23 protein-coding genes, 2 tRNA genes and 1 pseudogene are annotated in these 24,801 nt (G+C 64.5%); 19 read left to right on the top strand and 7 right to left on the bottom strand.

Going from position 1 to position 24,801, the window contains the following annotated elements; translation table 11 throughout:
• Window positions 1-297: 297 nt before the first annotated feature.
• From ACJ70B_RS17465 to ACJ70B_RS17440, 6 genes are all read left to right on the top strand, one after another.
• Window positions 298-380: transfer RNA gene (locus tag ACJ70B_RS17465), tRNA-Leu, on the top strand.
• 219 nt (window positions 381-599) lie between these two features.
• Window positions 600-1,190, top strand: a complete 591-nt coding sequence (locus ACJ70B_RS17460; protein ID WP_408958261.1) for a protoglobin domain-containing protein — start codon at window positions 600-602, stop codon at window positions 1,188-1,190.
• Between the two features lie 231 nt (window positions 1,191-1,421).
• Window positions 1,422-2,225 carry an inositol monophosphatase family protein gene (locus tag ACJ70B_RS17455; RefSeq protein WP_408958260.1) on the top strand — a complete coding sequence of 268 codons (804 nt, stop codon included), beginning with the start codon at window positions 1,422-1,424 and terminating at the stop codon, window positions 2,223-2,225.
• Window positions 2,226-2,311: 86 nt separating this feature from the next.
• Window positions 2,312-3,439 (top strand): DUF63 family protein, encoded by a 1,128-nt coding sequence (locus ACJ70B_RS17450; RefSeq protein ID WP_408958259.1) that lies wholly within the window; start codon window positions 2,312-2,314, stop codon window positions 3,437-3,439.
• A gap of 84 nt (window positions 3,440-3,523) precedes the next feature.
• Window positions 3,524-4,405, top strand: a complete 882-nt coding sequence (locus ACJ70B_RS17445; protein ID WP_408958258.1) for an NOP5/NOP56 family protein — start codon at window positions 3,524-3,526, stop codon at window positions 4,403-4,405.
• On the top strand, window positions 4,398-5,030 hold the full coding sequence (locus tag ACJ70B_RS17440; RefSeq protein WP_408958257.1) for a fibrillarin-like rRNA/tRNA 2'-O-methyltransferase: 633 nt from the start codon (window positions 4,398-4,400) through the stop codon (window positions 5,028-5,030). The genes ACJ70B_RS17445 and ACJ70B_RS17440 overlap by 8 nt, the downstream gene beginning before the upstream one ends.
• 66 nt (window positions 5,031-5,096) lie before the next feature.
• Here the strand turns inward: ACJ70B_RS17440 and ACJ70B_RS17435 are convergent.
• A pseudogene (locus tag ACJ70B_RS17435) lies at window positions 5,097-6,080 on the bottom strand (S1C family serine protease).
• Window positions 6,081-6,660: 580 nt separating this feature from the next.
• On the opposite strand from ACJ70B_RS17435, the gene ACJ70B_RS17430 reads away from it, so the two are divergent.
• The 3 genes from ACJ70B_RS17430 (at window position 6,661) to ACJ70B_RS17420 (ending at window position 10,214) form a co-directional block, all read left to right on the top strand.
• Window positions 6,661-8,253, top strand: coding sequence for a fatty acid--CoA ligase (locus ACJ70B_RS17430; protein WP_408958256.1), 1,593 nt, complete (start codon window positions 6,661-6,663; stop codon window positions 8,251-8,253).
• A 95-nt stretch (window positions 8,254-8,348) separates the two neighbouring features.
• Window positions 8,349-9,431, top strand: a complete 1,083-nt coding sequence (locus ACJ70B_RS17425) for a glutamate--cysteine ligase (RefSeq protein ID WP_408958255.1) — start codon at window positions 8,349-8,351, stop codon at window positions 9,429-9,431.
• Window positions 9,432-9,485: 54 nt separating this feature from the next.
• Window positions 9,486-10,214, top strand: coding sequence for a helix-turn-helix domain-containing protein (locus ACJ70B_RS17420; RefSeq protein ID WP_408958254.1), 729 nt, complete (start codon window positions 9,486-9,488; stop codon window positions 10,212-10,214).
• Between the two features lie 21 nt (window positions 10,215-10,235).
• On the opposite strand, the gene ACJ70B_RS17415 is transcribed toward ACJ70B_RS17420, so the two are convergent.
• Complete coding sequence (locus ACJ70B_RS17415) at window positions 10,236-11,336, bottom strand: M24 family metallopeptidase (protein WP_408958253.1); 1,101 nt, start codon at window positions 11,334-11,336, stop codon at window positions 10,236-10,238.
• A 187-nt stretch (window positions 11,337-11,523) separates the two neighbouring features.
• On the opposite strand from ACJ70B_RS17415, the gene ACJ70B_RS17410 reads away from it, so the two are divergent.
• A complete protein-coding gene (locus ACJ70B_RS17410) occupies window positions 11,524-12,402 on the top strand; it encodes a cytochrome oxidase assembly protein (RefSeq protein ID WP_408958252.1) in 879 nt (292 codons plus the stop codon).
• 21 nt (window positions 12,403-12,423) lie between these two features.
• On the opposite strand, the gene ACJ70B_RS17405 is transcribed toward ACJ70B_RS17410, so the two are convergent.
• On the bottom strand, window positions 12,424-12,915 hold the full coding sequence (locus ACJ70B_RS17405; protein WP_408958251.1) for a metal-dependent hydrolase: 492 nt from the start codon (window positions 12,913-12,915) through the stop codon (window positions 12,424-12,426).
• A 217-nt stretch (window positions 12,916-13,132) separates the two neighbouring features.
• On the opposite strand from ACJ70B_RS17405, the gene ACJ70B_RS17400 reads away from it, so the two are divergent.
• The 4 genes from ACJ70B_RS17400 (at window position 13,133) to ACJ70B_RS17385 (ending at window position 17,909) form a co-directional block, all read left to right on the top strand.
• On the top strand, window positions 13,133-13,765 hold the full coding sequence (locus tag ACJ70B_RS17400; RefSeq protein ID WP_408958250.1) for a uracil-DNA glycosylase family protein: 633 nt from the start codon (window positions 13,133-13,135) through the stop codon (window positions 13,763-13,765).
• Between the two features lie 295 nt (window positions 13,766-14,060).
• Entirely contained in the window at window positions 14,061-15,422 is a 1,362-nt protein-coding gene (locus ACJ70B_RS17395; RefSeq protein ID WP_408958249.1) for an NAD-dependent succinate-semialdehyde dehydrogenase, read from the top strand.
• Window positions 15,423-15,507: 85 nt separating this feature from the next.
• Window positions 15,508-16,590, top strand: coding sequence for a S1C family serine protease (locus ACJ70B_RS17390; RefSeq protein WP_408958248.1), 1,083 nt, complete (start codon window positions 15,508-15,510; stop codon window positions 16,588-16,590).
• Window positions 16,591-16,751: 161 nt separating this feature from the next.
• Window positions 16,752-17,909 (top strand): multicopper oxidase domain-containing protein, encoded by a 1,158-nt coding sequence (locus ACJ70B_RS17385; protein WP_408958247.1) that lies wholly within the window; start codon window positions 16,752-16,754, stop codon window positions 17,907-17,909.
• Between the two features lie 83 nt (window positions 17,910-17,992).
• Here ACJ70B_RS17385 and ACJ70B_RS17380 read toward each other — a convergent pair whose 3' ends face one another.
• A complete protein-coding gene (locus ACJ70B_RS17380) occupies window positions 17,993-18,259 on the bottom strand; it encodes a MarR family transcriptional regulator (RefSeq protein WP_408958246.1) in 267 nt (88 codons plus the stop codon).
• On the bottom strand, window positions 18,256-19,230 hold the full coding sequence (locus ACJ70B_RS17375; RefSeq protein WP_408958245.1) for a transcription initiation factor IIB: 975 nt from the start codon (window positions 19,228-19,230) through the stop codon (window positions 18,256-18,258). The genes ACJ70B_RS17380 and ACJ70B_RS17375 overlap by 4 nt, the downstream gene beginning before the upstream one ends.
• 224 nt (window positions 19,231-19,454) lie before the next feature.
• Here ACJ70B_RS17375 and ACJ70B_RS17370 point away from each other — a divergent pair, with 224 nt between their 5' ends.
• On the top strand, window positions 19,455-19,877 hold the full coding sequence (locus ACJ70B_RS17370) for a DUF5830 family protein (RefSeq protein ID WP_408958244.1): 423 nt from the start codon (window positions 19,455-19,457) through the stop codon (window positions 19,875-19,877).
• On the opposite strand, the gene ACJ70B_RS17365 is transcribed toward ACJ70B_RS17370, so the two are convergent.
• On the bottom strand, window positions 19,874-21,034 hold the full coding sequence (locus ACJ70B_RS17365) for a hypothetical protein (protein WP_408958243.1): 1,161 nt from the start codon (window positions 21,032-21,034) through the stop codon (window positions 19,874-19,876). The genes ACJ70B_RS17370 and ACJ70B_RS17365 overlap by 4 nt on opposite strands.
• A 101-nt stretch (window positions 21,035-21,135) precedes the next feature.
• Between ACJ70B_RS17365 and ACJ70B_RS17360 the strand changes: the two genes are divergently transcribed.
• From ACJ70B_RS17360 to ACJ70B_RS17345, 4 genes are all read left to right on the top strand, one after another.
• A tRNA-Met gene (locus ACJ70B_RS17360) sits at window positions 21,136-21,287 on the top strand.
• A gap of 320 nt (window positions 21,288-21,607) precedes the next feature.
• On the top strand, window positions 21,608-21,766 hold the full coding sequence (locus ACJ70B_RS17355) for a hypothetical protein (protein ID WP_408958242.1): 159 nt from the start codon (window positions 21,608-21,610) through the stop codon (window positions 21,764-21,766).
• 589 nt (window positions 21,767-22,355) lie between these two features.
• Window positions 22,356-22,748 (top strand): ferritin-like domain-containing protein, encoded by a 393-nt coding sequence (locus ACJ70B_RS17350; protein ID WP_408958241.1) that lies wholly within the window; start codon window positions 22,356-22,358, stop codon window positions 22,746-22,748.
• Between the two features lie 64 nt (window positions 22,749-22,812).
• Window positions 22,813-24,129 (top strand): cation:proton antiporter, encoded by a 1,317-nt coding sequence (locus ACJ70B_RS17345; RefSeq protein ID WP_408958240.1) that lies wholly within the window; start codon window positions 22,813-22,815, stop codon window positions 24,127-24,129.
• A gap of 297 nt (window positions 24,130-24,426) precedes the next feature.
• Here the strand turns inward: ACJ70B_RS17345 and ACJ70B_RS17340 are convergent, their stop codons facing one another.
• Window positions 24,427-24,750 carry a hypothetical protein gene (locus ACJ70B_RS17340; protein WP_408958239.1) on the bottom strand — a complete coding sequence of 108 codons (324 nt, stop codon included), beginning with the start codon at window positions 24,748-24,750 and terminating at the stop codon, window positions 24,427-24,429.
• Between the last annotated feature and the right edge of the window lie 51 nt (window positions 24,751-24,801).

Raw genomic sequence — 24,801 nt, 5'->3', positions numbered from 1 at the left:
TCGTATGACGCAGCCGTACGGCCGGTGTCAACACTGCGGGGAACGCCTCTATGCCCACATCGAGGGCGGGTACCAGTGCCTAAACTGCGACCGCCGCTACTCCGAGCGAGACTTCAGGACGCAGGCGGCCTGAACAGTCGAACAGGGATCGACTACTCACGGAGCACGGGGCTCAAGCGAGCGGTAGCTCAATCGTACCGCCGGCCGTCGCCTGATACAACGCTTTTCTCTGTCGGTTCGTCGCCGAACGCGGATCGGTCGATTTAACCACCGGGAGGACCTCAGTCGGAGATGCGTGCGAGGGTAGCCAAGCGGTCAACGGCGGCGGACTCAAGATCCGCTCGTGTAGACGTTCGTGGGTTCGATTCCCTCCCCTCGCATCGCAGTGAGGCGCATGCGCGCCAAACGAGATGCGGAAGATCAGCACGAAGCGATCTTCCCTCGCAACCTTCTGCCGACGATGCCCGAGTAGCGGCGCGTACTCGAGAAGTAGGTCTGGCTCGATGAGGAGACTGCGCGTGTGTTCCTCGAACCAGTCAGATTTAATTGACTTCCCTGTCACGTTTATCCCCTCCCGTGGTGGAGGTCGCCCCGGACTCATGAGCAACGATCAGATTCCCGGCTACGCGTACGGAGCGGACGACGTTCCCGATGCGCCGATCAGTACGGCGGAATTCGACCGGCTCAAGCAGACCGTGTTGTTCGACGAAGACGATGAGCAAGCCCTCGAGCGGGCCGGCGATGTCCTCGAGGACCAGATCGACGACGTGCTCGAGTTGTGGTACGGCTTCGTCGGCGATCACGAGTTCCTGCTGTACTACTTCACGGACGGCGAGGGGAACCCGGACGAGGACTACCTGGAACGAGTGCGCGAGCGATTTGGCCAGTGGATTCGCGACACCTGCGATACGCCGTACGACGAGGAGTGGCTGAACTACCAGTTCGAGATCGGCCGCCGTCACACCCGTGAGAAGAAAAACCAGGCCGACGACGCCGACGCGGTCGATCACATCGACATGCGATATCTCGTCGCGTTCATCTATCCGATCACGGCGACGATTCGAGAGTTCCTCGCGAACGGCGATCACTCCGACGCGGAGGTCGACGAGATGTATCACGCCTGGTTTAAGTCGGTCGTACTGCAGGTGACTCTCTGGAGTTACCCGTACGTCCCCGAAGAAAACTGGTAAGCGGTGTGGCCGCGACCGGGATCGAGTCCGAGTCATGAACCGCCCTGCGTAGGTCTGTATACCGAGGTTCGCCTCACGATGTCGACGGCTCGGTCGACTCCCCTGCTTTCCGTGACATCTGGGTGACCATCTGTAAGTCGGTGGTTGACGTGGCTCGGCGCGGTACTCGGGCCGCCGCCTCGGCGACCGCCGGCAGGACCACTTTTCCGTCCGTGCCACCGAAGTGGACCAATGAGCGACGCTGAAGTCGACGCCGACCGGGCGACAGTCGCCCTTCGGGCAGCCAAGAACGGTGCCGCCGTCGCGGCTGACTCGTTCCGAACGGACCTCACGGTGGAAGCGAAAAACGGCAAGACGGATGTCGTAACGCAGGTCGACCGGGACGCCCAGCAGACAGTCATCGAGACGGTCCGCGACGCGTACCCGGAGGATCCGATCGTCGGCGAGGAGGAGGGCGCGCTGAAGGAGGTCCCGGAATCGGGGCCGGCCTGGATCGTCGACCCGATCGACGGAACGAACAACTACGTCGACGGCACCCGCGCGTTCGGGACCGCTGTCGCGGCCGTCGTTGACGGCGAACCCGTCGGCGCAGCGTTCGACTGTCCGGCCCTCAGTGACACGTACCGCGTCGGTCCTAAGGGGCCGTTCCGAAACGACGAACCGCTGTCGGTCAGCGACTGCAACGATCCCGAGGTCGCGACCGTCTGTCCGACCTTCTGGTGGGACTTCGACCAGCGCGACCGGTACGCCGCGGCCACCCGCGAGGTCGTCAAGCGGTTCGGTGACATGCGACGCTTTGGCTGTGCCCAACTCGAGTTGGCGATGGTCGCCACCGGCGCGCTCGAGGGAGCGATGACCGACATGGCGATCAACTCGTGGGATTCAGTCGCCGGCGTCCAGTTGATTCGCGCGGCCGGCGGCGTCGTGACCGACCTCGAGGGAGACCGCTGGCGACACGATAGCACGGGGCTGGTGGCCTCGAACGGCGCGATTCACGACGAACTGCTCGCAGCGGCCCGGGCGATCGAGGGCTGAATCGCGGCGCGGATCGGGCGGCCGATGGGACAGTCAACCGCGCTGAAATCGGAAACGGTAAGCGCTCCCTCCTACGGGGTTCGGATATGGATGACTTCATCGACCGGTACGGGGCCGAGCGCGTCTGGGCCGCGACCGTCGCAAGTCTTGCAGCCGCCGTGGTCCTCGGCGCCGTCCTGTTCCCCCAGCGCGTATACGTTGATATCATCTGGCAGTACTTCTGGGGTCCCGTCGTCGCCGACGCCCACAGCTGGCGCTGCGCCGCGTGGGCCGACGGCCAGACGGTCAAATGTAGCCAGGTACCCGCAAACGCCGGCCCGACGGCCGAACCCGGGTACACGTTCGTCTCCTATGCGGGCTACATCCCCACCCTGGTCCTGTTGCTGATCGGGATCATCTTCCTCGTCCGCCGGCTCGAGATCGAGCGCTACCGCGCGGGCTTTTTCGCACTGTTCCCGTTCATGCTCTTTGGCGGCGCGCTCCGGGTCGTCGAGGACGCCAACGCGGCCGCCTTCGAGGCGACCGGCGAGATGGCTATCCACCTCCCGTGGTCGGGCTTTATCATCAGTCCGCTGATCTACTTCACCGTCTTCGCCATCACCCTGCTCGCGGTCGTGAGTTCGGTCTGGCTCGAGCGTGAGGACTACGTCTCGGGCTACGAGTACCCGCTGGCCGCGATCGGCACGACCCTACTGACGGCTTCGATCATCTATCTCGCGTACACGGCGGCGACGGAGCCGTATGCGGAATTCTATCCGCTGATCCCGCTGGTCATCCTCGTCGGTGCGACGCTGACGACGGCGATCACCTGGGTCGCGATCGACCGCTTCGCGCCGGAACTGAACCGCGGCACTCGCTACATGGGGATCGTCGTCATCTGGGCTCACGCGGTCGACGGCGTCGCGAACGTGGTCGGCCTCGACTGGGCGACGACGCTCGGCCTGCCCGCCAATCTCGTCCCCAAGCACCCGATCAACCGGGCGATCGCGAACACGACGGCCGATATCCTCCCCGCGAGCGTCGTTTCGGCAACCGGCTCTGCCTGGCCGTTCCTCCTCGTGAAAGTCGCTGCCGCCATCTTCATCATCTGGATCTTCGACGACACCGTCTTCGAGGAGAACCCCCGCTACGCCGTCCTCCTGATGATCACCGTCGTCGCCGTCGGCCTCGGCCCCGGCACCCGCGACATGCTGCGGGCGACGTTCGGCGTCTGAAGTCCCTCTTTTCGACTCGAGTTGCCCGCGACCGGCAGCGACCGGAACGGGGGCTTTAATCGCACCCGGCGGGAACGGGCGACCATGACTGACACGGACGGGTGGTTCGCGGACGGCGACCGCGACGACCCCGACGCTTTGGCGACGGCGGTCCGCGAGGGCCGCGCCAACGAGCCTCGTGACTGGCCCACCGTCGCCGTCGAGACGGGCTTTGCGAGCGACGAGGACGATTACTACGATGCGCTCACGGAAGCGACGACGGCCGCGACGCGAGCGGCGGTGACCGAACGCGAGCGGGCCGACGACCGCCAGGTAGTTCACGCGGTGCGGGCGATGGACGACTGCAGCCGGACCGCGAACGAACTCGCCGAGCGACTCGCCGAGTGGGCCGGCACCGTCGACCCCGAGGCAGGGACCGGCGTCGAATACGCGCGGGAACTGGCCCGCGGCGAGGCCGGCGACGCGCTCGAGGAGCCCGCCATCCGATCGCTCGCCGAACGGGTGGCCGACCTCGCGGACGAGGCCGACGACCTGCGGTCGTTCCTCGAGCAACAGACCCCGGCCGTCGCGCCGAACCTCTCGACGCTGGCCGATCCCGTCCTGGTGGCCCGGCTGCTCTCGCTGGCTGGCGGCTTGGAGGAACTGGCGAAGAAACCCAGCGGCACGATTCAGGTGCTAGGCGCGGAAGACGCCCTGTTTGCCCACTTACGGGGCCACGCCCCGTCGCCCAAACACGGAATCATCTACACACACGACGCGGTGCGGGGGACCCATCCCGAGAACCGCGGCTCCGCGGCGCGAGCGGTCGCCGGCAAATTGGCCATCGCCGCGCGCGTGGATCACTACTCGGGAGAGGTAAAGCCCGAACTCGAGGCCGAACTCGCCGAGCGGATCGAGACGATTCAGGCCCGGAACGCAGGCGACGGCGACGACGCCGCGACCGACGGGGGTGCCGACGATGAGTGACCTGCCGGCGGGCGTCGAGCGCCGCGAGTTCGACGGCACCGAGCGACTCGCGACTCGAGGGGAGCCCGTCTACGGCGAACCGACCGAGGGGGAGTGGCGCGCGTGGAACCCCAACCGATCGAAGCTCGGCGCGATGCTCGAGTTGGGGATGGACACCGGCCTCGCAGGCGGCGAGACCGTCCTCTATCTGGGTGCCGCCAGCGGGACGACGGTGAGCCACGTGGCCGATTTCGCCGGGCCGACCTACGCCGTCGAGTTCGCCGCGCGGCCGGCGCGCGACCTGCTCGAGGCCGCGGAATCGCGCGACCGGCTCTTTCCGCTGCTGAAAGACGCCCGGAAGCCGGAGACCTACGCCCACGTCGTGGAGTCCGACGTCGACGTAATCGTGCAGGACGTGGCGACGCGCGGGCAGGCGCGGGTGGCGCTCGAGAACCGGCGCTTCTTGGCCGAGGACGGGCAGTTGCTGTTGGCCGTGAAAGCGCGGAGCGAAGACGTGACTCGAGAGCCGGCAGCAGTGTTCGAGGACGTTCGCGAGGAGTTAGCTGAGGGGTACGAGATTGTGGAGAGTAGGGGGCTCGAGGCGTATCATGCGGACCACCTCGGAATTATCGCACGACCGCGGTGAGTTCACTGCGGCCAGACGAGCCCGTTCTCTCGTCTGAGGGCGTCTATCGAGCGCGAAGAGACGGGATTATCCGATTCCTTGCCGCGTTTTAGCTGGGTCGGTAGCGCGGCGAGGGCGTTCGGCGAGCACGACCGGCTCAGTCGCCCGTTGGTCCTTCCGAAGTACGTCGATCTCGATCGTTTGACCCGGACGCGTTTCCGTCAGCAGATACCGTTGTAGTTCTTCGTGAGAGTCGATCTCGTGGTCATCGATTCCAACGATTACGTCGCCGCCAACGGGGATTTCCCGGCCGCGAACTCGTCGGATTGCGCGACATCCGTGTAACGCGGCGCTCGCAGGTCCGAGCGGAGCGTCCACGACAAGGACGCCTTGCGGACTCGCCAGATCGTTGGCTTCGGCGACGGTCGGCGAGACGTCAACCGTCCGAACCCGCAGATACGGATGGCGGAATCGACCGCGTTCGATGAGTTCCGGAACGACTCAAGCGACGACGGCGGCGGAGATGGCGAACCCGATGTTCTCGCCGGCCTTCGCTCGGTTGACGCCGACCACGTCCCGCTCGAGCGTGACGAGCGGGCCGCCGCTGTTGCCGGGATTAATCGGTGCGTCGGTCTGGACCGTATCCGGGATGGTGAAGCCGCTCCCCGTCGGCGATGACCGGTTCACGCCGCTGACGATTCCCGTCGTGATCGTTCCGTCCAGTCCCATCGGATTACCGAGCGCCGCGACTGGTTCGCCCGGATTCGGAGGGTTTTCCGCGGTTGGCAGGGGAACCGCGTCCGCCGGGAGGTCGTCGACGCGGATCGCCGCGAGGTCCGTGTGGGGATCGGTGCCGATGACTCGGCCAACGCTCCACGAGTCGTCGCTGAACCGGAGGTCGACCTCCTCGACGGTCCCGACGACGTGCTGATTTGTGATCACGTGCTCGGCGTCGTAGACGAACCCGGAGCCGGCCCCGCCCGGCCGTCGGTGATCCGAGTCGACGTAGATCGAAACCACCGAGGGAATCGTTTCGTGATACAACTGCTCGAACGTGGTTGGTATGCTCATTCGGTTTCGTCAGCGGCAGTGCTGCGCCGCCGCATTCACTCGAGGGTAAGGCGTGTGATAGCATAAGGCAGTCGGTGCCGAGCGACGGCTCGCACCGAAAACACAGTGGTATCCTTCGTCAACTCGATTGACGAGGTTGTAGTCGACTAACGTGGAGAGCCGTCGGCTGTTCCCGGTCCTGTCGCGATCGATGGGTCTTCTCGATCGTCGTTGGCTCGAGTTCTGACTCGGTTTTCAGTCGTATCGACTCGCGGCCAATGGCCGTGAGAACTAAGGGACACAGCGGATGCTCTCACCGGAATATCCATAACCCATTCTCTCCCATCCACACGCTAGATGGTCCGCTATGCCGACGAGCGCTGCGCCGACTGCAGCGGAAAAAAGATCGTTCGAGCAGACGGGTCGGTCTGGTGCCCGAACTGCGCGCTGTTCGACCCGGAGCAGACGGCCAAAAATTCGAGGTCGTGATGCCCAGCCCTATCAGGCTGGGTTCGAGCGTGAGACGACCGTCTCGAGTGCACGTTGAGAGACGTTTCGCGCGATAAGAATAATAAGGCCGTTCGTGGTACATTATTGTGGTATGACATCACACCCCACGATCTGCGACACCCTCGAGGGGGCCATCGAGCGCCATCCCGACCGCGACGCGATCGTCTACCCGCGCAAGGACCAGCGCTGGACCTACGCGGAATTCGACGAGCGCGTAAACCGGCTCGCGAACGCGTTGCTTGAGGCCGGCATCGAGAAGGGAGACAGGGTCGCGACCGTGCTGTACAACGGCTCGGAAATCGCGCTCACCGTCTACGCCTGCGCGAAGATCGGGGCCGTCTTCACCCCGCTGAACTTCCGCCTGCCGGCCGGCGAGATCGAGTACATCGTCAACGACGCCGAAGCGAAGCTGGTCCTCTTCGAATCCGAGACGCGGGAAGCGGTCGAGGGTGCGCGCCCGAGCCTCGAAACCGTCGAGGCGTACGTCTACATCGACGACGACCGCGAGGAGGTCCCCGAGTACGCGACCGGCTTTTACGACATGCTCGAGTCGGGCACCTCCGAGAAACCCGACGCCTACGTCACGGAGGACGACGTGTACGCCTTCATCTACACGTCGGGGACGACGGGCCGGCCGAAGGGTGTCGTCCACGAACACCGAGACATGGTCGAGCACAACCTCCTGTGCATCGCGGAGGGACAGATAACGCGCGACGACGTCGGCCTGTCGATGATGCCACTGTACCACTGCGCCGAACTCCACTGCAACCTCTTTCCGCGGATTCACCGCGGCGCGGCTACCGTGATCCACCACGAGTTCGAACCCGACGCTGTGCTCGAGGCGATCGAAGACCATGGCGTTACGCTCGTTTTCGCCGCGCCGACCGCCTGGAACGCGCTCTCGATGGCCGCCGCCGAGATGGACGCCGACGTTTCCTCGCTTCGACTCGGTCTCTACGGCGCGGCTCCGATGCCCGAACAGGTCCTCGAGAACTGCCGGGAGCACCTCTGTGAGGACTACCTGCAGGCCTACGGCATGACCGAAATCGGCCCCGCGGGCGTCTTCCAGCCGCCGGAAGATCAGCTCTCGAAACAGGGCTCGGCCGGCCTCCCCGCGCTCAACCACCGGCTGCGGATCGTCGAACCCGATGCCGACCCCGATCGAGCGGTCGACGAGGGCGAGATCGGCGAGATTCTGCTCTCGAGTCCGTGTACGATGCGCGAGTACTGGAACCGGCCGGAGGCGACCGCGGAGTCACTGCGCGAGGCCGACGGGACGACGTGGTACTACACCGGCGATCTGGGCTATCGGGACGACGACGGCTACCTCTACGTCGTCGACCGCAAGGACGACATGATCGTCTCCGGCGGCGAGAACGTCTATCCGGCCGAAGTCGAAGACGTGCTATTCGCACACGACGCCGTCGCGGAGGCGGCCGTCGTTGGCGAACCCGACGAGGAGTGGGGCGAACGGATCGTCGCGTACGTAGTCGCCGACGGCGTTGACGGAGCGGATCTGGACGCGTTCGCCCTCGAGAGCGACCGGCTGGCCGACTTCAAGCGCCCGCGGACGTACTACTTCGTCGACGAACTCCCGAAGAATCCTAGCGGCAAGATCCAGAAGTTCAAGCTCCGCGAGGGCGAGGCGGCCGTCGAGCCCGAGGCCGAGACGGTCTCGTCATAGCGTGGCGGAGACAGCGAGTCTCGTCTCGGCCGGGACTCCGGTCGTCCACATCGACTCCAAACCGTATTTACTATCGGGGCCGAAAACACGGTATAATGGACCGCGGGTCGCGAGAATCGTTTACGCGCATGGGAACGCTGGGAATCGAGGAGGAGTGTTTCGTCGTCGGCGAGGACGGCCGTCCCACCAGCGGGACCGACGAACTCGTCTACGAATACGACCCGCCCGAGATCCTCGAGGGGCGACTCGATCACGAACTGTTCAAGTTCGTCATCGAGACCCAGACGCCGCTGATCGAGGACCTCGGCGATGCCCGCGAGTCGCTACTTGCGATCCGCCGGGCGTTGGTCGACCACGCCGAGACCCACGGCTTTCGGATCGCCGCCGCCGGTCTCCACCCGCTCGCGAAGTGGCAAGAACTCGAGCACGCAGAGAAACCGCGCTACCGCGCGCAACTCGATCGCATCCAGTACCCCCAGCACCGCAATACGACCGCTGGCGTCCACGTTCACGTCGGCGTCGACGACGCCGATAAGGCGGTCTGGATCGCCAACGAGCTACGGTGGTACGTCCCGGTTATGCTCGCACTCTCCGCGAACTCGCCGTACTGGAACGGGTTCGACACCGGCCTCCAGTCAGCGCGCGCGAAGATTTTCGAGGCGCTGCCAAACACCGGGATGCCGACCCACTTCGAAGACTTCGAGGCGTTCGACCGATTCGAGCGTCGAATGCTCGAGACCGACTCGATCAACGATCGGGGTGAGCTCTGGTACGACGTCCGACCCCACACCGCCCACGGAACGGTCGAACTCCGGACGCCGGACGGACAGGCCGACCCCGAAATCGTGCTGGCGTTCGTCGAGTACGCCCACGCGCTGGTCGAGGCGCTCGCCGAGGAGTACGAGGACGGCGCCAGCGGCCACGAGCACCGCCGCGAGCTACTCGACGAGAACAAGTGGCGAGCCATCCGGTACGGTCAAAACGCCGCCTTCATCGACCGCGACCTCGAGGGCACCGTCGAGCTGGGCGAACTCGTCGACCGCGAGTGCGAGCGGCTGGGCATCGACGGCATCAAAGCCGTCTACGAGCGCGAGAGCGGAGCTGACCGCCAGCGGCGTCTGCTCGAGGAAGAGGGGCCCGACGCGCTTTGTGAGTCGCTGATTCTGCAGACGGAGTGACTGCCCCGCAAAGGTTTAACTCCGCGCAAGGCCTCATCCTGTACGAGAAGCCACATGAGCTCCGACGACACTGACGAGCACCCGGTCGACGGCACAGACGACCGAGACGAATCGCTCGAGGGATCGGCCGACTTCGTCGAGAGCGACGCGGGCGACTCCGGCCGAAGCCCGGCCGTTGAGGAACTCGACCAGCGGATCGTCGACCTGCTCTCGTGGATCCTCGATACGGAAACCCGCGCGAAGATCTACGTGTATCTGCTGGCGAACCCCGGAAGCACCTCCGAGGAGGTCGCGAAGGGGACCGGTCTCTATCCGAGCACCGTCCGCGAAGCGCTCGCAGAACTCCACGACGAGGACCGCGTTACGCGCGAAAAGCGCGCCAGCGAGGGTGCCGGTAACAACCCCTACGAGTACACGGCGATCCAGCCCAGTGACCTCGTCGGTGGCGTCGTCGATCAGGTCCAGCGCGAACTCAACACGATCTTCACGCTCGATCGCGTCCTCGACAGGGAGGACGACCGCGAGTCACGCGCCGAACTCGAGGAGGAGGTCGAACCGGTCAAGATCACCGTCGACGACACCGCGCCGACGCCGGGCGATGGGCCGGACGCAGACGCCGAGCCGGAGTCCGAGGCCGACGCCGAGGCCGATCCCGACGTCGATGCCGACGCCGACGTCATCGAGTTCGAAGACGACATGCAGATCGACACCGTCGAGACGGAGGCGGACGACCCCGCTGACGACGAACCCGGCGATTCCGAGACGGAAGCGACCGACGAGTAATCAGGTGCCGTCGAAGCGCCGTTACTCCTCAGGTTCGAGCACAGCGGGCCGCTCGAGTTCGAGATCTCCGTCGACCGCGTCGACGGCGACCGTCGGCCAGCGGCCCGTCGCCGTCAGAGGTTCGATCTCGTCGTCAGTGACCAACACGGTGTCTTCGCTTTTCGCGCCCTGTACGGTCGGATTCCATGCGTAGGCCATCGGCGCTTCGACCGGCGCGTCGTGGTCCGGCGTGGCGATCCACTCCCGGCCGGCGAAGCCGGCGGCCCCTCCCTGATGGTGGTGTTCCCACTCGCCCTCGTACCCAACTGCGGCGTAGGCGTCCTGTACGGCCGCGAACACGTCGCCCGCCGTGCCGCCGCTCGTCGCTTCGTCGCGAGTCGCCGCCAGCGCCGTCGTCTCGACGCGTGCCGCGGCTTCGTGGCGCTCGAGGAGCCATTCCGGCGGGTCGAAGGCGACGGTTCGGGTACAACTCGCGTGGAGGCCGTTCCGCTCGGCGGTGACGGAGACCAGCGCGTAGTCGCCGAGTTCGGCCCGCGTCGGCGTGTAGTGTCGATACGTCTGGGCTCGCGTTGCACCGCCGACGAGGACGACCGGGGCTTCGATCTCTCGCGCCGAGAGCGCGACGCGCAGGGCCGAGGCGACCTCATGTTCCGTGTCCTCGGCCTGTAGCTCCCGACAGACCGACTCGACGGCGGCCGCCGTCTCCCGACCGAGTTCGCGGTATCGCTCGCGGTCGCGCTCTGTCAGCGGCTGGCGCAGCGGCGTCGGATCGACGCGCTCGAGGCCGGGGACGTCGATATCGGCCGCCGCTCGCTCGTCGCCGACGTGTTCGGCAATGGCGTCGGACAGTGACGATGCGTACCAGGGGAACTGCTCGATCTCGACCGCGCTCGCTTCGATATCCGGCAGCTCTTCGGCGGCGATACGGTCGGCCTCGATGGAGTCTGTCAGGATGATCGCGTCGCTCCCGTCGTAGCCAATCGCGGCGACGCCGGCGTCGGTCTCGCGGTCGATGACGTTACTTCCGCCCGTAAGCCAGGCGAACGAGTTCGGCCGGGCGAACCAGACCGACTCGAGATCGTGGGACTCGAGGGAGGCCTCGAGTCGCGCGCGTTTGTCCATATCGGGTGCTGGCGGGGGTGGTCCTTGAATCCGACGACCGAGGGCGTCGAGCCACTGGACGAGCGCCGACACTGGCCGACGATCGTCGCGTTCGATTACGGGGACGGAGTCGGGGTCGACGATTCCCGCCAGAGTGGACGACTCGGGCAACCTAAGTACGGCCCGTCCCAACTCCCGCTGAACGACCGTGTCGTACGACAATCACGCGCCCGACTCGAGGTTTCGATCGCTGATCGGCCGATTCGGTTATCCGCACCTGCTGACCGCCACGCTCGCGCTGGTCGCGGCGACGATCCTGCTGGGCGTCGCGGCGAAGGCGACAGGATCCGGGCTGGCCTGCGAGGCCAACTGGCCCCGGTGTGACGGCGGACCGTTCAACCTATTTCCGGCGAATCTCCCCAGTTTCTACGAGTGGTTCCACCGCTTCGTGTCGATGTTCGCCGGGTTCGCCATCATCGGCTCCGCGCTCGCCGCCTGGCGGCTTCCCGATGTCGACCGCCGCATCACCGGCCTGGTCGTCCTCGGCATGCTCCTGACGCCGGTGCAAGTCGCACTCGGCCGGCAGACGGTCAAGCAGTACACGATAAACATCCTCTCGCTACACTTCTGGACGGCGGTCACCATCTTCACGCTGTTCCTGATCGCGACCGTCCTCGTGTGGTCATCGCGACTGACGGCCACTCACGTCACTGCCGCGCTCGCACTCGGGATCGTCGCGCTGCCGGCCCATCTCGTCCTCAGCCCGGCCATCGAGGCCGGGATCGCGACGTACTCGCCGACCATGCAACTGACGATGTACGCCGTCAGCCTCACGCTGCTCGGCGCGGCCATCGTCGCCGCGATGGTCGGTCGCCGGCGCTTCGCCGGCCGTGCCGTTACCACGTTACTCGCTGCGCCGCCGATCGCGATCCTCGTTCTGTTCTTCGGTCGACGGGCGGTGAACCCGACGGTCGAGGTGCCCTACCTCGTCACCGTCGTCGCGTTGTTCGTGACGTTCGTCGTCGGACTGGTGTTCACCCGCCACGACGAGTCCGCGAGCGGGAGAGCCGACGCGCACTCGCCGTAAGCGACCACTCATCTCTGCGAATCAGCCGAGTGCGAAAACGAGCGACAGTCCTGCGAGCACGGCACCGATACCCAGGCCAAACAGTCCGTAATTCGCGATCGGATTCGCCGCGGTCGTTAGCTCGAGGGAGTACCGACGGCGCGAAAGTGGCCAGAGTGGTTGAATTCCCATCGGCGTCAGCGCGTCCGCGAGAAGGTGCGACCCGATCGAAACGACGCCGACAAGAAACGCAAAGGAGGCCACGCTGGCACCGACGAACGCCGATGCGGCGTCGACGACGACGGCGGTCAGGGCGGCGAGACCGGCCCCGACTAACAGCGCGAACGCGACCGTGTGTGTCGGACCGCGGTGCTCGATCAGCGGCAGCCGGTGATCGTAGTCGGGCAGCGTCGACAGCGCCACACAGACGAGGCCGCCGACGATCGCGATGTCCCCGCGTCCGCCGAGGGAGACGACGGTGCCAAGCGGCGCGTACGCCAGTAGTGCACTGCCGTAGTGGCCCACCTGATACATTCGTAACGCGAAACGAGCAACCGGGCTATAAATCCACCGTCCTCCAGTCGGTCGCGACCGCCGCTCGGCCCCCGTAGTCGCCGTTGGCCGTTTCGACCACTGCTCATCCCCGGTAGCTGCCGTCGCCGGCAGCGACGAGGGCAGGGCCGAGCCACCGACGGCGAATCGATCTGGGCCGACCACTGCCGTTTTGACTGTTCGTTCCCTTCCGGGTACCGTGGAAAACATCACTGACAGGACGAGCAACCCGTTCGGAATGCGCCCGCCGTGGGACCGCTCTGACCCCGGTGATCGGACGGCCGTCTTCGGCTACGGTGACGCCAACGCCGATTTTCACGTCATCGGCGACTATCCCGGCGTTCACGGCGGCGAAACCACTGGCGTGCCCTTCACCGAAACTGACGGCGGAGCCGCGATTCAGACCGTCTTCCGTGAAGTCGACTTCGCGAGCGGGCCGTCGGACGCGCCCGTCCTCGAGAACTGCTTCCTGAGTTACGTCCACATGTGCAGCCTCCCGGACGGCGAAACGCCGACCCCGGACGACTACGCCGACCTTGAGCGGTTCTTCGACGCCGAACTCCGCGCGATCGGTGCCCACGTCCTGTTGCCGGTCGGCCGCCACGCGACGGACCACGTGCTCCGGGAATACACGACACAGCGGGACCGACTCGAACTCGACATGGACGCGCTTCACGCGAGTGAAGTCCGCGGACGCGGCTTTCTGGTCGTTCCGATCGCGGACCCCGAGTCGTGGACCGATGGCGACCGCGCGGCGATCGTCGCCCGACTCGAGGCGCTGCTGGCGAGCGATTACCGACAGACGAAAGGCGTGGCGACGACGGTCGGCTAACGGCCGTTTTCGACACACCACCACACACGCGCCGTACGTACCACGGTCGCGTGTAGAGAGACGTCTTGACCGCCATCGAATTGGACGGTGCCGCCCGACTCGAGTGTGCCCAATGGCGTGAGTGCATCCAGCGGTGTGAGTGTGCAGTGGGCGTGTACCGATATGAACGCCGGTCGGCAACTACCGTCGACGCGAGTATACTCGCCGCCCAAACAACAACCTTGGACATATATCGGATGTAGTTCTAAACACTATCCGAAAGTTAGATTAGGTCCATCATTGTACGAGTGTCCGTATGGAGGTCATCAATCCGGCCACCGGCGAGCGAGAGGAAACGGTCGAGGAGCACACCGAAGCCGACGTCGAGGAGGCCCTCGAGCGGGCGACGGCGGCCAGCGAGGAGTGGCGCGATCGGCCGATCCGCGAGCGCGAGGAACTGCTCGCAGCCGCGGGGGACGTGCTTCGCGAGAACAAACGCGAGTACGCCGAGACGATGACCCGGGAAATGGGGAAACCGATCTCCCAGTCGATCGCCGAGATCGAGAAGTGCGCGTGGGTCTGTGACCATTACGCGGAACATAGCAGCGCCTACCTCTCAGCCGACGGCCACCCGAGCCCGCCGGGGTCGGCGGTCGAGACGGTCTACGAGCCGCTCGGGCCGATCCTGGCGGTGATGCCGTGGAACTTCCCGTTCTGGCAGGTGTTTCGGTTTGCCGCCCCGCATCTCACCTCGGGCAACGTCGGGCTGTTGAAACACGCCTCGAACGTCCCCGGTTGTGCCCAAGCCATTGAGGACGTCTTCCGAGAGGCCGGGTACCCCGAAGGCGTCTTTCAGACGCTGTTGATACCCTCTGATCTGGTCGACGATCTCATCGCGGACGAGCGCGTGAAAGCCACGACCGTCACCGGCAGCGGGCCGGCCGGCCGGGCCGTGGCCTCGACGGCGGGCGACCATCTCAAGAAGTCGGTCCTCGAACTGGGCGGGAGCGACCCGTTCGTCGTCCTTGACGACGCCGATATCGAGGACGCCGCCGAGGCGGGCGCATGGGCGCGCAACCAGAACGGCGGTCAGTCCTGTATCGCCGGCAAGCGGTTCCTCGTCCACACCGACGTCTACGACGAGTTCCTCGATCGGTTCGTCGACGAGGTCGAAGCGCTCACCGTCGGCGATCCGCTGGACGAGGAGACCGACGTGGGACCACAGGCCCGCGCGGACCTCATGTCGGAGTTGCACGAACAGGTCGAAGCGAGCACCGAGGCCGGTGCCGAGGTGCTCACCGGCGGGGAGCCGATAGATCACGACGGCGCGTACTACCCCCCGACCGTCCTCGCCGACGTCCCTGAGGGCTGTCCGGTCGACAGCGAGGAGACGTTCGGACCCGTCGCCGCCGTCTACGAGATCGACGACGAGGACGCGCTTATCGCGAAGGCCAACGACACCGAGTTCGGTCTCGGCGCGAGCGTCTGGACCGACGACCGCGAGCGCGGCCGACGCCTCGCCCGCGACATCGACGCCGGCTGCGTCTACGTCAATCAACTGGTCACGTCCGACCCCCGCGTGCCCTTCGGCGGCGTCGGCGACTCCGGCTACGGCCGCGAACTCGCACGCGAGGGCATGCTCGAGTTCGTCAACCGGAAGACGGTCTGGGTCGAGTGACGACCCGCCGGACCGATCGGCGGTCGTCCGGACCCTCGGATCGGTAACGTATACGGGGAGCGAGTCGAAAGAAGTAGAGTACGCCATGGTACCAACGCCGACCCGCAGGCGACTGCTCACGTACAGCGGCGGCGCGTTACTTGCCGGACTCGCCGGCTGTACGGCGAATCCGTCGAACCCGGAGTCCGAATCCGGCGCGCCGAACGAGACGGCGTCCCCGGCGACGGCAGACAGCGCGTACGCGGACGTATATCAGCAGACGGTCGATTCGGTCGTCATGGTTCGGACGGCACAGGGACAGGGTTCCGGATTCGTCTTCGACGATTCACACGTCGTCACGAACGCCCACGTCGTCGGCCGATCGACCGCGGTCGACGTGCGATTTACCGACGGCCGGTGGAGTTCGGGAACGGTCGCCGGGACCGACCCGCACAGTGATCTGGCCGCAATCGACGTCAACGATGTGCCGTCGTCGGCGACGCCGCTTCCGTTCGTCGACGAACAGCCGAGTGTCGGCCAGAAAGTGGTCGCGATCGGTAACCCGTTCAACCTGAACGGGACGGTCACGACGGGGATCGTCAGCGGCACCGACCGCTCGATTCCGGCCCCGACAGGCTACAGCATCCCCGACGCGATCCAGACCGACGCCGCGGCCAACCCCGGTAACAGCGGCGGTCCCCTGATGACACTCGAGGGTCGCGTCGCGGCCGTCATCAACTCCGGCGGTGGGGACAACATCGCTTTCGGCATCTCCGCCGCCCTGACAGAACGCGTCGTCCCGCGGCTCATCGAGACCGGTGACTACGATCACTCGTTTCTCGGCGTCTCGTTTACCACCGTGACGCCCGACGTCGCGACGGCGAACGACCTCGAGGAACCCGAGGGACTGCTCGTCGTCGAAGTCGTCGACGGCGGACCGGCCGAGGGCGTCCTCGAGCCGAGCGACGACGTTCGCTACACCGGCCGGGGCGGAGTGCCCGTCGGCGGTGACGTCCTGCTCGCCGTCGACGGGACCGAACTGACCACCGAGGAGGACCTCGGGAGCTATCTGGCACTCGAGACGCGGCCGGGAGATACCGTCGAGCTCACGGTCTTACGTGACGGGTCAGAGCGGACAGTGACGGTCGAACTCGGGACGCGGCCGACACGGCGCGGCCCGTTCCGGTAAGAGCCGGCCGTCGATGGCTCTACGGCGAACTGACAGCCGTCCACTCACGCCGGTCGCCGTCGATCCGTTATATACTTTCGGAGAACATGTTCTCGGGTGTTCCCACCCTTCAAGAACTTACTTTGCCCATTATACACCGCCCCTTCTTAGACTCAGTTGTCATGAGCGATCGAATCGGTGCACCCGGACTGGGGATATCGCGGCGCGAATTCGTTGCGGCGACCGGCGGTGTCGCGGCGCTGACCGGGTTGGCCGGCTGTACGGGCCAGCGTTCCGAGTCGGACGCCCAGCCGGCACAGTCAGACGAACCCGAAACGACGTCGTCGGACTCGAGTCTGCCGTGGACGAGTCCCCCGGCGGTCGTCAACGTCGACGAGCAAGGCGGCAGCGTGACGCTGTCGTCGGTGAGTTCCCGTCACGCCGTTCACCCGATGGACTCGTTGGGCGGCCCGGTCGAACTCCCGAAAGTCTGGGCGTTCACGGCAGATGACGGCCAGCCGAGCGTTCCGGGGCCGATCCTCCGGACGACCGAGGGCAACGACATCGAGGTGACTCTCGACAATACTGACGTCAATATGCCTCACACGCTACACTTTCACGGTGTACGCAAGACGTGGAAGAACGACGGCGTCCCGACGACGACGGGCATCACGGTCAACCCCGGCGAGAAACACACCTACACCATTCCCGCGAACGTCCCGGGAACGCACCTCTACCACTGCCACTACCAGACCCACCGCCACATCGATATGGGAATGTACGGCATCTTCCGCGTCGATCCGAAGGGGTACGAGCCCGCCGACAAGGAGTACTTCTTCACGCTCAAAGACTGGGACTCCCGGTTGAACCGGCAGTCTGCCGGCGAGGATGTCGATTATAGCCCGCGCAGTCGGAACCCTGACATGTTCACGATAAACGGCAAGAGCCTCCCGCGGACGCTCCACCCCGAGGACGGCTCGCCGATCATCGTCGACCGCGGCGACACCGTCCGCCTCCACATGGTCAACGCGGGGTACATGTCTCACCCGATGCACACGCACAACCACCGGTTTCGCCTCGTCGAGAAAGATGGCGGTCAGGTCCCCGAAGCCGCCCAGTACGAACAGGACGTCACGAACATTGCTCCCGCAGAGCGCCACACCGTCGAGTTCGAGGCCGACGCGGACCCCGGTATCTACCTCATGCACTGCCACAAAGTCAACCACGCCATGAACGGCAATGTCTACCCCGGCGGGATGGTCAACGGCATCGTCTACCGCGAGGCGATGGCCACCGACGTCTTCGCGAACCTGATGGAGTACGCCGGCTACACGGAGTAGTCGGCTCGAACCGAATCCTGCGGTAGCGATTTACACAGGACAGCAGACGGGACGACCGTAGCGATGCCAGCGACGATCTCGGCCTACGTCCAGCCTTCTCGTCTCGAGCGACCGTCCGACTCGCCGGCCAGCTGATTCGTCTCGGCAAGTCGAGCGTGGCCGGTGCCGGTAATCTCGTACCGCCGGCAGCCGATCGAACGGACCTCGTTCGCCCGCCGGAGGTGGTCGCACGCGTCGTCGACCGTGAGCGGATGTTCGTCGATCTCGGCGGCGAGGTCGACGACGTACAGCGGGCCCACGTCGGCGAGCGCCTCGAGAATCTCGCGTTCGATAGCGATCCGAGACGTCATCGAGAACCAGCCTCGTCGTACGCCTTAAGCAGCTCTCGATACCGGTTTCGGACCGTCACCGAACTCACGCCGGTCTCCTCACCGATCGTCTTCTGGGTCAACCGTTCGTTGGTCAGCCGCGCCGCGCCGTAGATCGCCGCGGCCGCCAATCCCGCCGGACTCCGGCCGCTGTGGAGGTCGCGGGCCTTTGCCGCTTCGAGGATCTCTCGGGCGAGCCGTTCGGCGTCGTCGCTAACCTCGAGTCTCGAGGCATACTGCGGGAGGTAGTGAATCGGATCGGCGGGTTCGATTTCGAGCCCCAGTTCGCTCGAGAGGTACCGATAGGCCCGCTGGACGGGCAGCTTCTCGACGCGGCTCACCGATGCGAGCGCGACGAGCGTCCGCGGCGTGCCGTGCTGGCGAGCGGCGGCGTACAGGCACGCAGTCGTCATCGCTTCGATCGACCGACCGGGCAGCAGGTCTTCGTCGACGGCGCGGCGATACAGTACGCCGGCCGTCTCGCGGCACGGTTCCGGGAGGCCGAGCGCCGACGCCATGCGCTCGAGTTCGCCAAATGCCTGTTTCAGGTTCCGCTCCTTGGCGTTCTTCGAGGTAAATCGCTCGTTCCACGTCCGCAGCCGGCGAAGTTGGTCGCGCTTTCGAGACGAGAGACGGTTGCCGTGGGCGTCCTCGTCGCGCCACCCGATCGTCGTGCTGAGCCCCTTGTCGTGTCGGCGCGCCGTTACCGGTGCGCCGACTCGCCGTCGGTCCTCCGTCTCGTCGTCGAACGTCCGCCACTCCGGTCCATAATCGATCTCGTCGGTATCGAGGACGAGTCCACACTCTTGACACGTTCGCTCGCCGCGTTCCTCGTCGTGACGAATCCGACCCTCGCACTCCGGACACGCCGACCGCTGTCGCTCGGGCTCGAGCGCGGTCGCGTCGTTCCGGGTCGATCCCTCGTCAGCCGTGTGAACGGTCGTCCGAGTCATGGTGGGTAGTTACCGGAGCTCGCTCCGGTCAGTCCTGTTCTCGCTCGAACTACGGCAGACGACCTGTATCAACAACAGGCGGATTCCCAGCGCGTGAGAACCGGCGGCCGCGTTCTTGCCGTCCCGACGGGGCCGCGGTGGAACGATCGAGGTCGCCCCGCCTGACGGTGATCGTTCGCCGGGAGGAACAACGTTTATTCGCTTTAGTCCGACATCACGAATCAATGACCCGCGACGGTGATCGAACCGGCGGCGAACCAGACCGCGACCGAGAGCCGGACCTGCGCGCCGAAGACGACCGCGTCGAACTCGGCCTCGCACTCCTCGCTCGCCTCGAGCACGAGTCGCTGTCGCTTGCCGACGCCGTCGACCGGATCGAGACGGTCACGACCGATCCAACGGTGACGCGGACGATCCTCGATCAGGCGGCACTCCGCGGCATCATCGAGCGCGAAGACGGGATCGTCCGCCCGAAGAGCCGCCAGTACGTCCGCTTCGAGCAAGACGTGATTACGAAAGAAGGCGACTTCTCTTGCCGGCGCTGTGGCTCCGGGCTCTCGACCGGTTACTTCATCGATCTCGAGGCAGGCGAACTCGGTCCGTTTGGCTCCTCGTGTATCCGAAAAGTGACCGGCCGGGACGACTAACGGCCCTGCCGGAGTTCCTCGATGAGCCGGTCGATCGTCTCTCCCTGTTGCTCGATGAGCTCGCTCTGGCGCTCGACCGTCTCCTCGAGCGCCTCGATGCGCTCGAGCAGTTCGGGATCGGTCTCCGGTGCAGGCGCGGCCGCGCCTTGACCGGTCTCCGCGGCGGTGGGAACTTCGTCACCGGCGCTGCTCGAGGCCGCTGCGTCGGCAGCGGCGTCTGCGAGGATCGCTTCGGTCTCCGTCGCCACCTCCTCGGCGTCGTAGTCTCCTCCCGTCGCCGAGACGGACTGCGACGGCGTGGCAGCCGATTGGTCGTCGCTCTCGGCGGCCGAGGGCGTCGCGGCCGCCGAGTCGTCCGCCCCGATGTCCGCGAGCGGATCCGCGGCGTCTGACTTGCCCGCAGCACTCGCCTCGTCACGACGCTCGTCGCCTTCCGGCTCCGGCGGATCGGCATCGAGCGGATCGACGCCGCCGCCGAAATCGACCGCTCCGTTGCTGTCGGCCGCCTCGTCACCGTCGCCGCCGAGAGTGTCGTTGAGTTCCTCGAGCGAGCCGACGCCGTGGTAGTCGAACAGCGCCCGCTGGAGTCGCTCGCGGAGGTCGTTGGCCTCCTCGTTGGGCGCTTTGATCCGCTGCGGTCGGCCATCGACCGTGAGGACGATCTGGGTTGCGACGCTGCCGTCCTCGAACGAGAGGTTAGTTACGTCGTCGAAGTGATACTCCTCGTAGTCGTCGTCCCAGACCGCGCCGCCGATGTGCTTGACGAGCCGATCGCTCGTGATGATCAGCGTGAGTTCGCTGAAGCGATAGGTCTTGGCAACCGTCTCGCCTGAATCGGTAATTTCGTTGCCGTTCAGGACGCCCGCGAGGACGGGATGGAGGACGGCGTCGGTCTTTCCCGCCGGAATCGTGAATTCACGGGGCCCATCGAGGGCGTACTCGAGGGAGAACTTGGTCTTGCGTCGGCCCTCCGAGAGGGTGAGTCGGTCGGCGTCGTGGGGGTATTTGTCGGCCGATTCGTCGCTCAGGAGACCGTCAGCGCGGTAGACGATGGTTCGCGTCGGGGTGATGAAGAGCTCGTCGTCGCTGCCCAGAGAGACCCGCGCCGCGATCTCCTCGCCATCGAGAGTAGAGTGGACGATGCCGGGAACGCTCATAGGCGCTCTTCGTATCACCGTGTGATAAATCCGTGGGTCCACATTACACGGCAATCCCGAATGGGAAGGTTAAAGAAACAGACTGCACTATCCGTAACTGAGCCCGGGTGGCTTAGCTGGACATAGCGCCGCACTCATAGGGTTCAGAGATTCGGTGCGGTTTCGCCTTGGAAGCCTCCGTGTCCCACAGAGGACTGCCGAGCCTCGGACCTGGGACATGCGGAGATCGAGGGTTCGGAGCCCTCCCCGGGCACTGGCTTTCTACGCGACGTCACAAACGGAGTGAGCGACGAGTCTGAAAGGAACCGCCCAGAATGGGGCGACGACCCGTAGTCCTCGAGAGTGAATGGAGTGACGATTGCGGACACAGAAGAGCGAAGCTCTTCCGGAGGGTCGGAGCTCGGCCACTTATCAAGTCATTGGATGCGTAATCGACAATGCCCCGTATCCGGTTACGGTATCGAGTTCGGTCAGCGGGAGCTGGTTCCAACCGACAATCTCGCTGCGGTTCCCGATATCTGAGCGTGCGACTGCCGGCCATTTCCTTTTGGAGGCGAGCGATCTGACCACAGTATGGCAACGAAACCAGCTCTCGAGTGTCCCGTGTGCCGTAATGAGCTCGAGTATGGCGAGCAACTCGAAGACCACCTGCTTCGTAACCATCCAAAGAAAGAACTGGCCACGTTCGTCGCCACTGAGGCGGTTGCCATGGAAGAAGACAGTTCCGAGTGAGTTGGTTCTCTGGGATGGTGTACGCAGATGGTTCAGTCACCACACACTCCGTTTTCGCTTCTGTAGACCCTCTACGTCTTTCCACGTTCCAGTGGATGGTTCTACGGGGAGATCTCCGAACGTTACTCAATCGATGTCGTCTCCACCGATTTCGGCTCGGTCGACGAATCCGGTAAGCGTGACACGATCGAACTCAACTGCCTCAATATCGACGAGTGAGCATAAGAACGTACCATGCAGTCAGTATGCGGGCGGCATCGACCGGACCGTCGTGTACTCTCGTAGGCTGAAAACAGGTGTCAGACAGCGCTGAACCACTCTATAGAAGCCAGAGCCAATACTGGCATACGGCTCACGTAGCAAGCACAATTGGACCTACCGCAGCCGTTCGGCGGTCGTTTTCCGTTGATCGCCGATCCGATCGAACGAAACGGACAACCGCGACGAGCCTGCGTATTCGAGGGGAGTGGCTATGCGACTGGTTGGCGCGATATCATCTACATGGCAATAACCGACCGTCAGGATCTGTTCATCACGAACTGGCCCAACAGCACTACGTCGGCAAAACCCCATTGAAACGCTCGACGAGATGGCCCGCTACACGATCAACGACCGGATGAGCGAGGGATTCGCCGATCACCGCGACGAGACACGGACACAGATCCAGCGCCTCAAGGATGTCTTCGCGGCGCTGGACCAACCCGCGGAAGGCCAGAGGTCGCTAACCCCCGCCGGTCTCGAGAACAATCGGCGAGAACTCGAGGCCCAAATCGTGGACGACGACCTGTTAAACGCGGCCTCTCTCAACCCGGGGCTGATGACCGAGCGCGTGGAGATGACGGCCTACGAAGGACTAACAACCATCGCAGCGCTGGTCGATCTCGGCGGCGATGTCCAGCACCCGCTCGATTCGACGTACGACGAGGCGAAGTCCAGGTTCCGCGACCTCGAGTTGCTATGGGACCGACTGTCGCCGTCGTAATCGATCCTGATACGCAACGCTACTAGACTCCACCAGCGGACCGTCTATGTGAATATCGGTAGTCATGGGCGCCTACGAAATCGGGTTAGTGATTATTGCCCTCGCGCTCTTAGGGACGGCTGTCTTACCCCGGCTGCTGGAACACCGCCCGCTCTCATTTCCGATCATATACGTCACACTCGGATTCTTCCTCTTTGCATCCGTGCCCGGAGCTCCTGCCCTCAATCCGATCGAGAATGCCGATCTCACCGAGCGGATCACCGAACTCGTCGTCATCGTCTCGCTCATGGGGGCGGGTCTGAAGCTCGACCGTCGGTTTACCCTACAAAATTGGTCCGCCACGTGGCGACTACTCGGTATCGCGTTGCCTCTTACGGCCGGACTAACGGCGATCCTCGCGTGGAGGGTCCTCGGACTATTGCCAGCGACGGCCATTCTGCTTGGGGCCGTACTCGCGCCGACCGATCCAGTACTCGCATCTGGAATCGACGCGGGCGCACCGCTGACCGAACTCGAGGAGGAAATGGATCCGCGGTATCAGTGGGGGACGGTCCGGTTCTCACTCACGTCGGAAGCCGGTTTCAACGACGGACTGGCCTTTCCACTCACGAATCTGGCAATCGCCGTTGCTGGGGCGACGGTCGCAGAAAGCGGGGTCTGGCTCCTCGACTGGTTTCTCGTCGACGTTCTCTATAAGATCGGAGTTGGAACGGGACTCGGATATATAATCGGCCTCGCCATGGCTCGCGTCCTCTTTCGACTCCCACCTTCGGAGAGCGTAGCCGACATGATGGGGCGCGGGGAGGAGGTGATGGCGGGCGTCGAAGCGCTAGCCACGACGTTCATTGCGTACGGAATTACCGAACAACTGGCTGGATACGGATTCATCGCCGTTTTCGTGGCCGCGCTGACGCTACGTCACTTCGAATGGGAACACGATTACTACGTAGAATTACACGACTTCGCCGTTATCGTCGAGCGATTGTTGATGGCGGCAGTTCTCGTCTTGTTCGGTGGTGCCATCGCTGGTGGGTTGCTCACACCGTTAACGTGGGTCCAGGGACTGCTTGGGATAGCGCTCATCGTCGTTATCAGACCGATCGCGGGTATTCTGAGCTTCGTTGGAACCGACGCGTCGTGGCCAGAGCGTGCCGTTATCGCTTTCTTCGGCATTCGAGGAATCGGATCATTTTATTATCTCTCCCATGCTCTCGCCGAAGCGGCATTTGAAGAAGTAGAGCTTCTGATCGCCGCAGAAGAACTCTGGGCCATCATAGGGTTTGTTGTCCTGCTGTCGATCGTCGTTCACGGTATAAGCTCGAGCCCAGCAATGGACATCCTCGAGCGCTGGCGTGAAGGGACGGCGGGTAGCGAGGGATAGCCAGTGTCTCCCGCGCGTTTCCTAATTGATTGGTCGCTATCCTGCTTCGCGTTTCGTTTCGTCGCGTATCCGTTACTCCTGTAGCGATGGTGTTCCCGTTTCGATGAACGAGCCGCCACCGTCACTCGTTCGCTCGATCGGTGACTAACTGAAACCGGGCGAGACGTTCGGTCGCCTCTGGTTGGTCGGTCGCTTCCGGTTGCTCATCACTCTCGCTAGCGTCCAATCCGTTCTCCGCTGCTGCCATGTTCATTTTCTCGGGAGGTCAGACAGACGGCGGCTACCGTTTCCATCGCATCAGGCGTGATCGCTACCGTGATCACGTTCAGCGATCTTCGCTTCTCCAACTTTTCCTACGGATACCCATTTATCTTCTTCAACACCGTACTTGTATCTTCGAACTCGAGGGTGTTCCCACTCTCCGTTGACGTACGCTGCACTGATCTCATATCGAGTCGTTTCCGTGTCGTCGTCCTCCTCTTTGATCTCGATCCGGAGGTGATCTTCAGGTACATAGTCGACAGGACTGGCCCTCCCTTCAACCGAGGTTCCGTTGAGAAGCGTCACTCGGAGTTCGTCGTAAACGTTGACTTCCGCTAGCGTAGCCATGGGGTCAGCCATAAGTATCTAGAAGGGACGTCTGAAACCATAATTTCAGACGGTGACATAGCA

Source organism: Natrinema sp. 74 (assembly GCF_046097095.1).
Lineage (GTDB): Archaea > Halobacteriota > Halobacteria > Halobacteriales > Natrialbaceae > Natrinema.
Note: the sequence above shows the minus strand (reverse complement) of the source record. Positions and strands in the feature narration are given on the sequence as shown.

Excerpts from the sequence above, each read along its gene's own strand:
- ACJ70B_RS17355 (WP_408958242.1), top strand. The coding sequence starts at position 21,608 with ATGGCAACGAAACCAGCTCTCGAGTGTCCCGTGTGCCGTAATGAGCTC.
- ACJ70B_RS17405 (WP_408958251.1), bottom strand. The coding sequence starts at position 12,915 with ATGTATCAGGTGGGCCACTACGGCAGTGCACTACTGGCGTACGCGCCG.
- ACJ70B_RS17440 (WP_408958257.1), top strand. The coding sequence starts at position 4,398 with ATGAGTGACCTGCCGGCGGGCGTCGAGCGCCGCGAGTTCGACGGCACC.
- ACJ70B_RS17450 (WP_408958259.1), top strand. The coding sequence starts at position 2,312 with ATGGATGACTTCATCGACCGGTACGGGGCCGAGCGCGTCTGGGCCGCG.
- ACJ70B_RS17385 (WP_408958247.1), top strand. The coding sequence starts at position 16,752 with ATGAGCGATCGAATCGGTGCACCCGGACTGGGGATATCGCGGCGCGAA.
- ACJ70B_RS17425 (WP_408958255.1), top strand. The coding sequence starts at position 8,349 with ATGGACCGCGGGTCGCGAGAATCGTTTACGCGCATGGGAACGCTGGGA.
- ACJ70B_RS17365 (WP_408958243.1), bottom strand. The coding sequence starts at position 21,034 with ATGAGCGTTCCCGGCATCGTCCACTCTACTCTCGATGGCGAGGAGATC.
- ACJ70B_RS17460 (WP_408958261.1), top strand. The coding sequence starts at position 600 with ATGAGCAACGATCAGATTCCCGGCTACGCGTACGGAGCGGACGACGTT.
- ACJ70B_RS17415 (WP_408958253.1), bottom strand. The coding sequence starts at position 11,336 with ATGGACAAACGCGCGCGACTCGAGGCCTCCCTCGAGTCCCACGATCTC.
- ACJ70B_RS17345 (WP_408958240.1), top strand. The coding sequence starts at position 22,813 with ATGGGCGCCTACGAAATCGGGTTAGTGATTATTGCCCTCGCGCTCTTA.
- ACJ70B_RS17455 (WP_408958260.1), top strand. The coding sequence starts at position 1,422 with ATGAGCGACGCTGAAGTCGACGCCGACCGGGCGACAGTCGCCCTTCGG.
- ACJ70B_RS17445 (WP_408958258.1), top strand. The coding sequence starts at position 3,524 with ATGACTGACACGGACGGGTGGTTCGCGGACGGCGACCGCGACGACCCC.
- ACJ70B_RS17340 (WP_408958239.1), bottom strand. The coding sequence starts at position 24,750 with ATGGCTGACCCCATGGCTACGCTAGCGGAAGTCAACGTTTACGACGAA.
- ACJ70B_RS17430 (WP_408958256.1), top strand. The coding sequence starts at position 6,661 with ATGACATCACACCCCACGATCTGCGACACCCTCGAGGGGGCCATCGAG.
- ACJ70B_RS17350 (WP_408958241.1), top strand. The coding sequence starts at position 22,356 with ATGGCCCGCTACACGATCAACGACCGGATGAGCGAGGGATTCGCCGAT.
- ACJ70B_RS17380 (WP_408958246.1), bottom strand. The coding sequence starts at position 18,259 with ATGACGTCTCGGATCGCTATCGAACGCGAGATTCTCGAGGCGCTCGCC.
- ACJ70B_RS17375 (WP_408958245.1), bottom strand. The coding sequence starts at position 19,230 with ATGACTCGGACGACCGTTCACACGGCTGACGAGGGATCGACCCGGAAC.
- ACJ70B_RS17395 (WP_408958249.1), top strand. The coding sequence starts at position 14,061 with ATGGAGGTCATCAATCCGGCCACCGGCGAGCGAGAGGAAACGGTCGAG.
- ACJ70B_RS17420 (WP_408958254.1), top strand. The coding sequence starts at position 9,486 with ATGAGCTCCGACGACACTGACGAGCACCCGGTCGACGGCACAGACGAC.
- ACJ70B_RS17390 (WP_408958248.1), top strand. The coding sequence starts at position 15,508 with ATGGTACCAACGCCGACCCGCAGGCGACTGCTCACGTACAGCGGCGGC.
- ACJ70B_RS17370 (WP_408958244.1), top strand. The coding sequence starts at position 19,455 with ATGACCCGCGACGGTGATCGAACCGGCGGCGAACCAGACCGCGACCGA.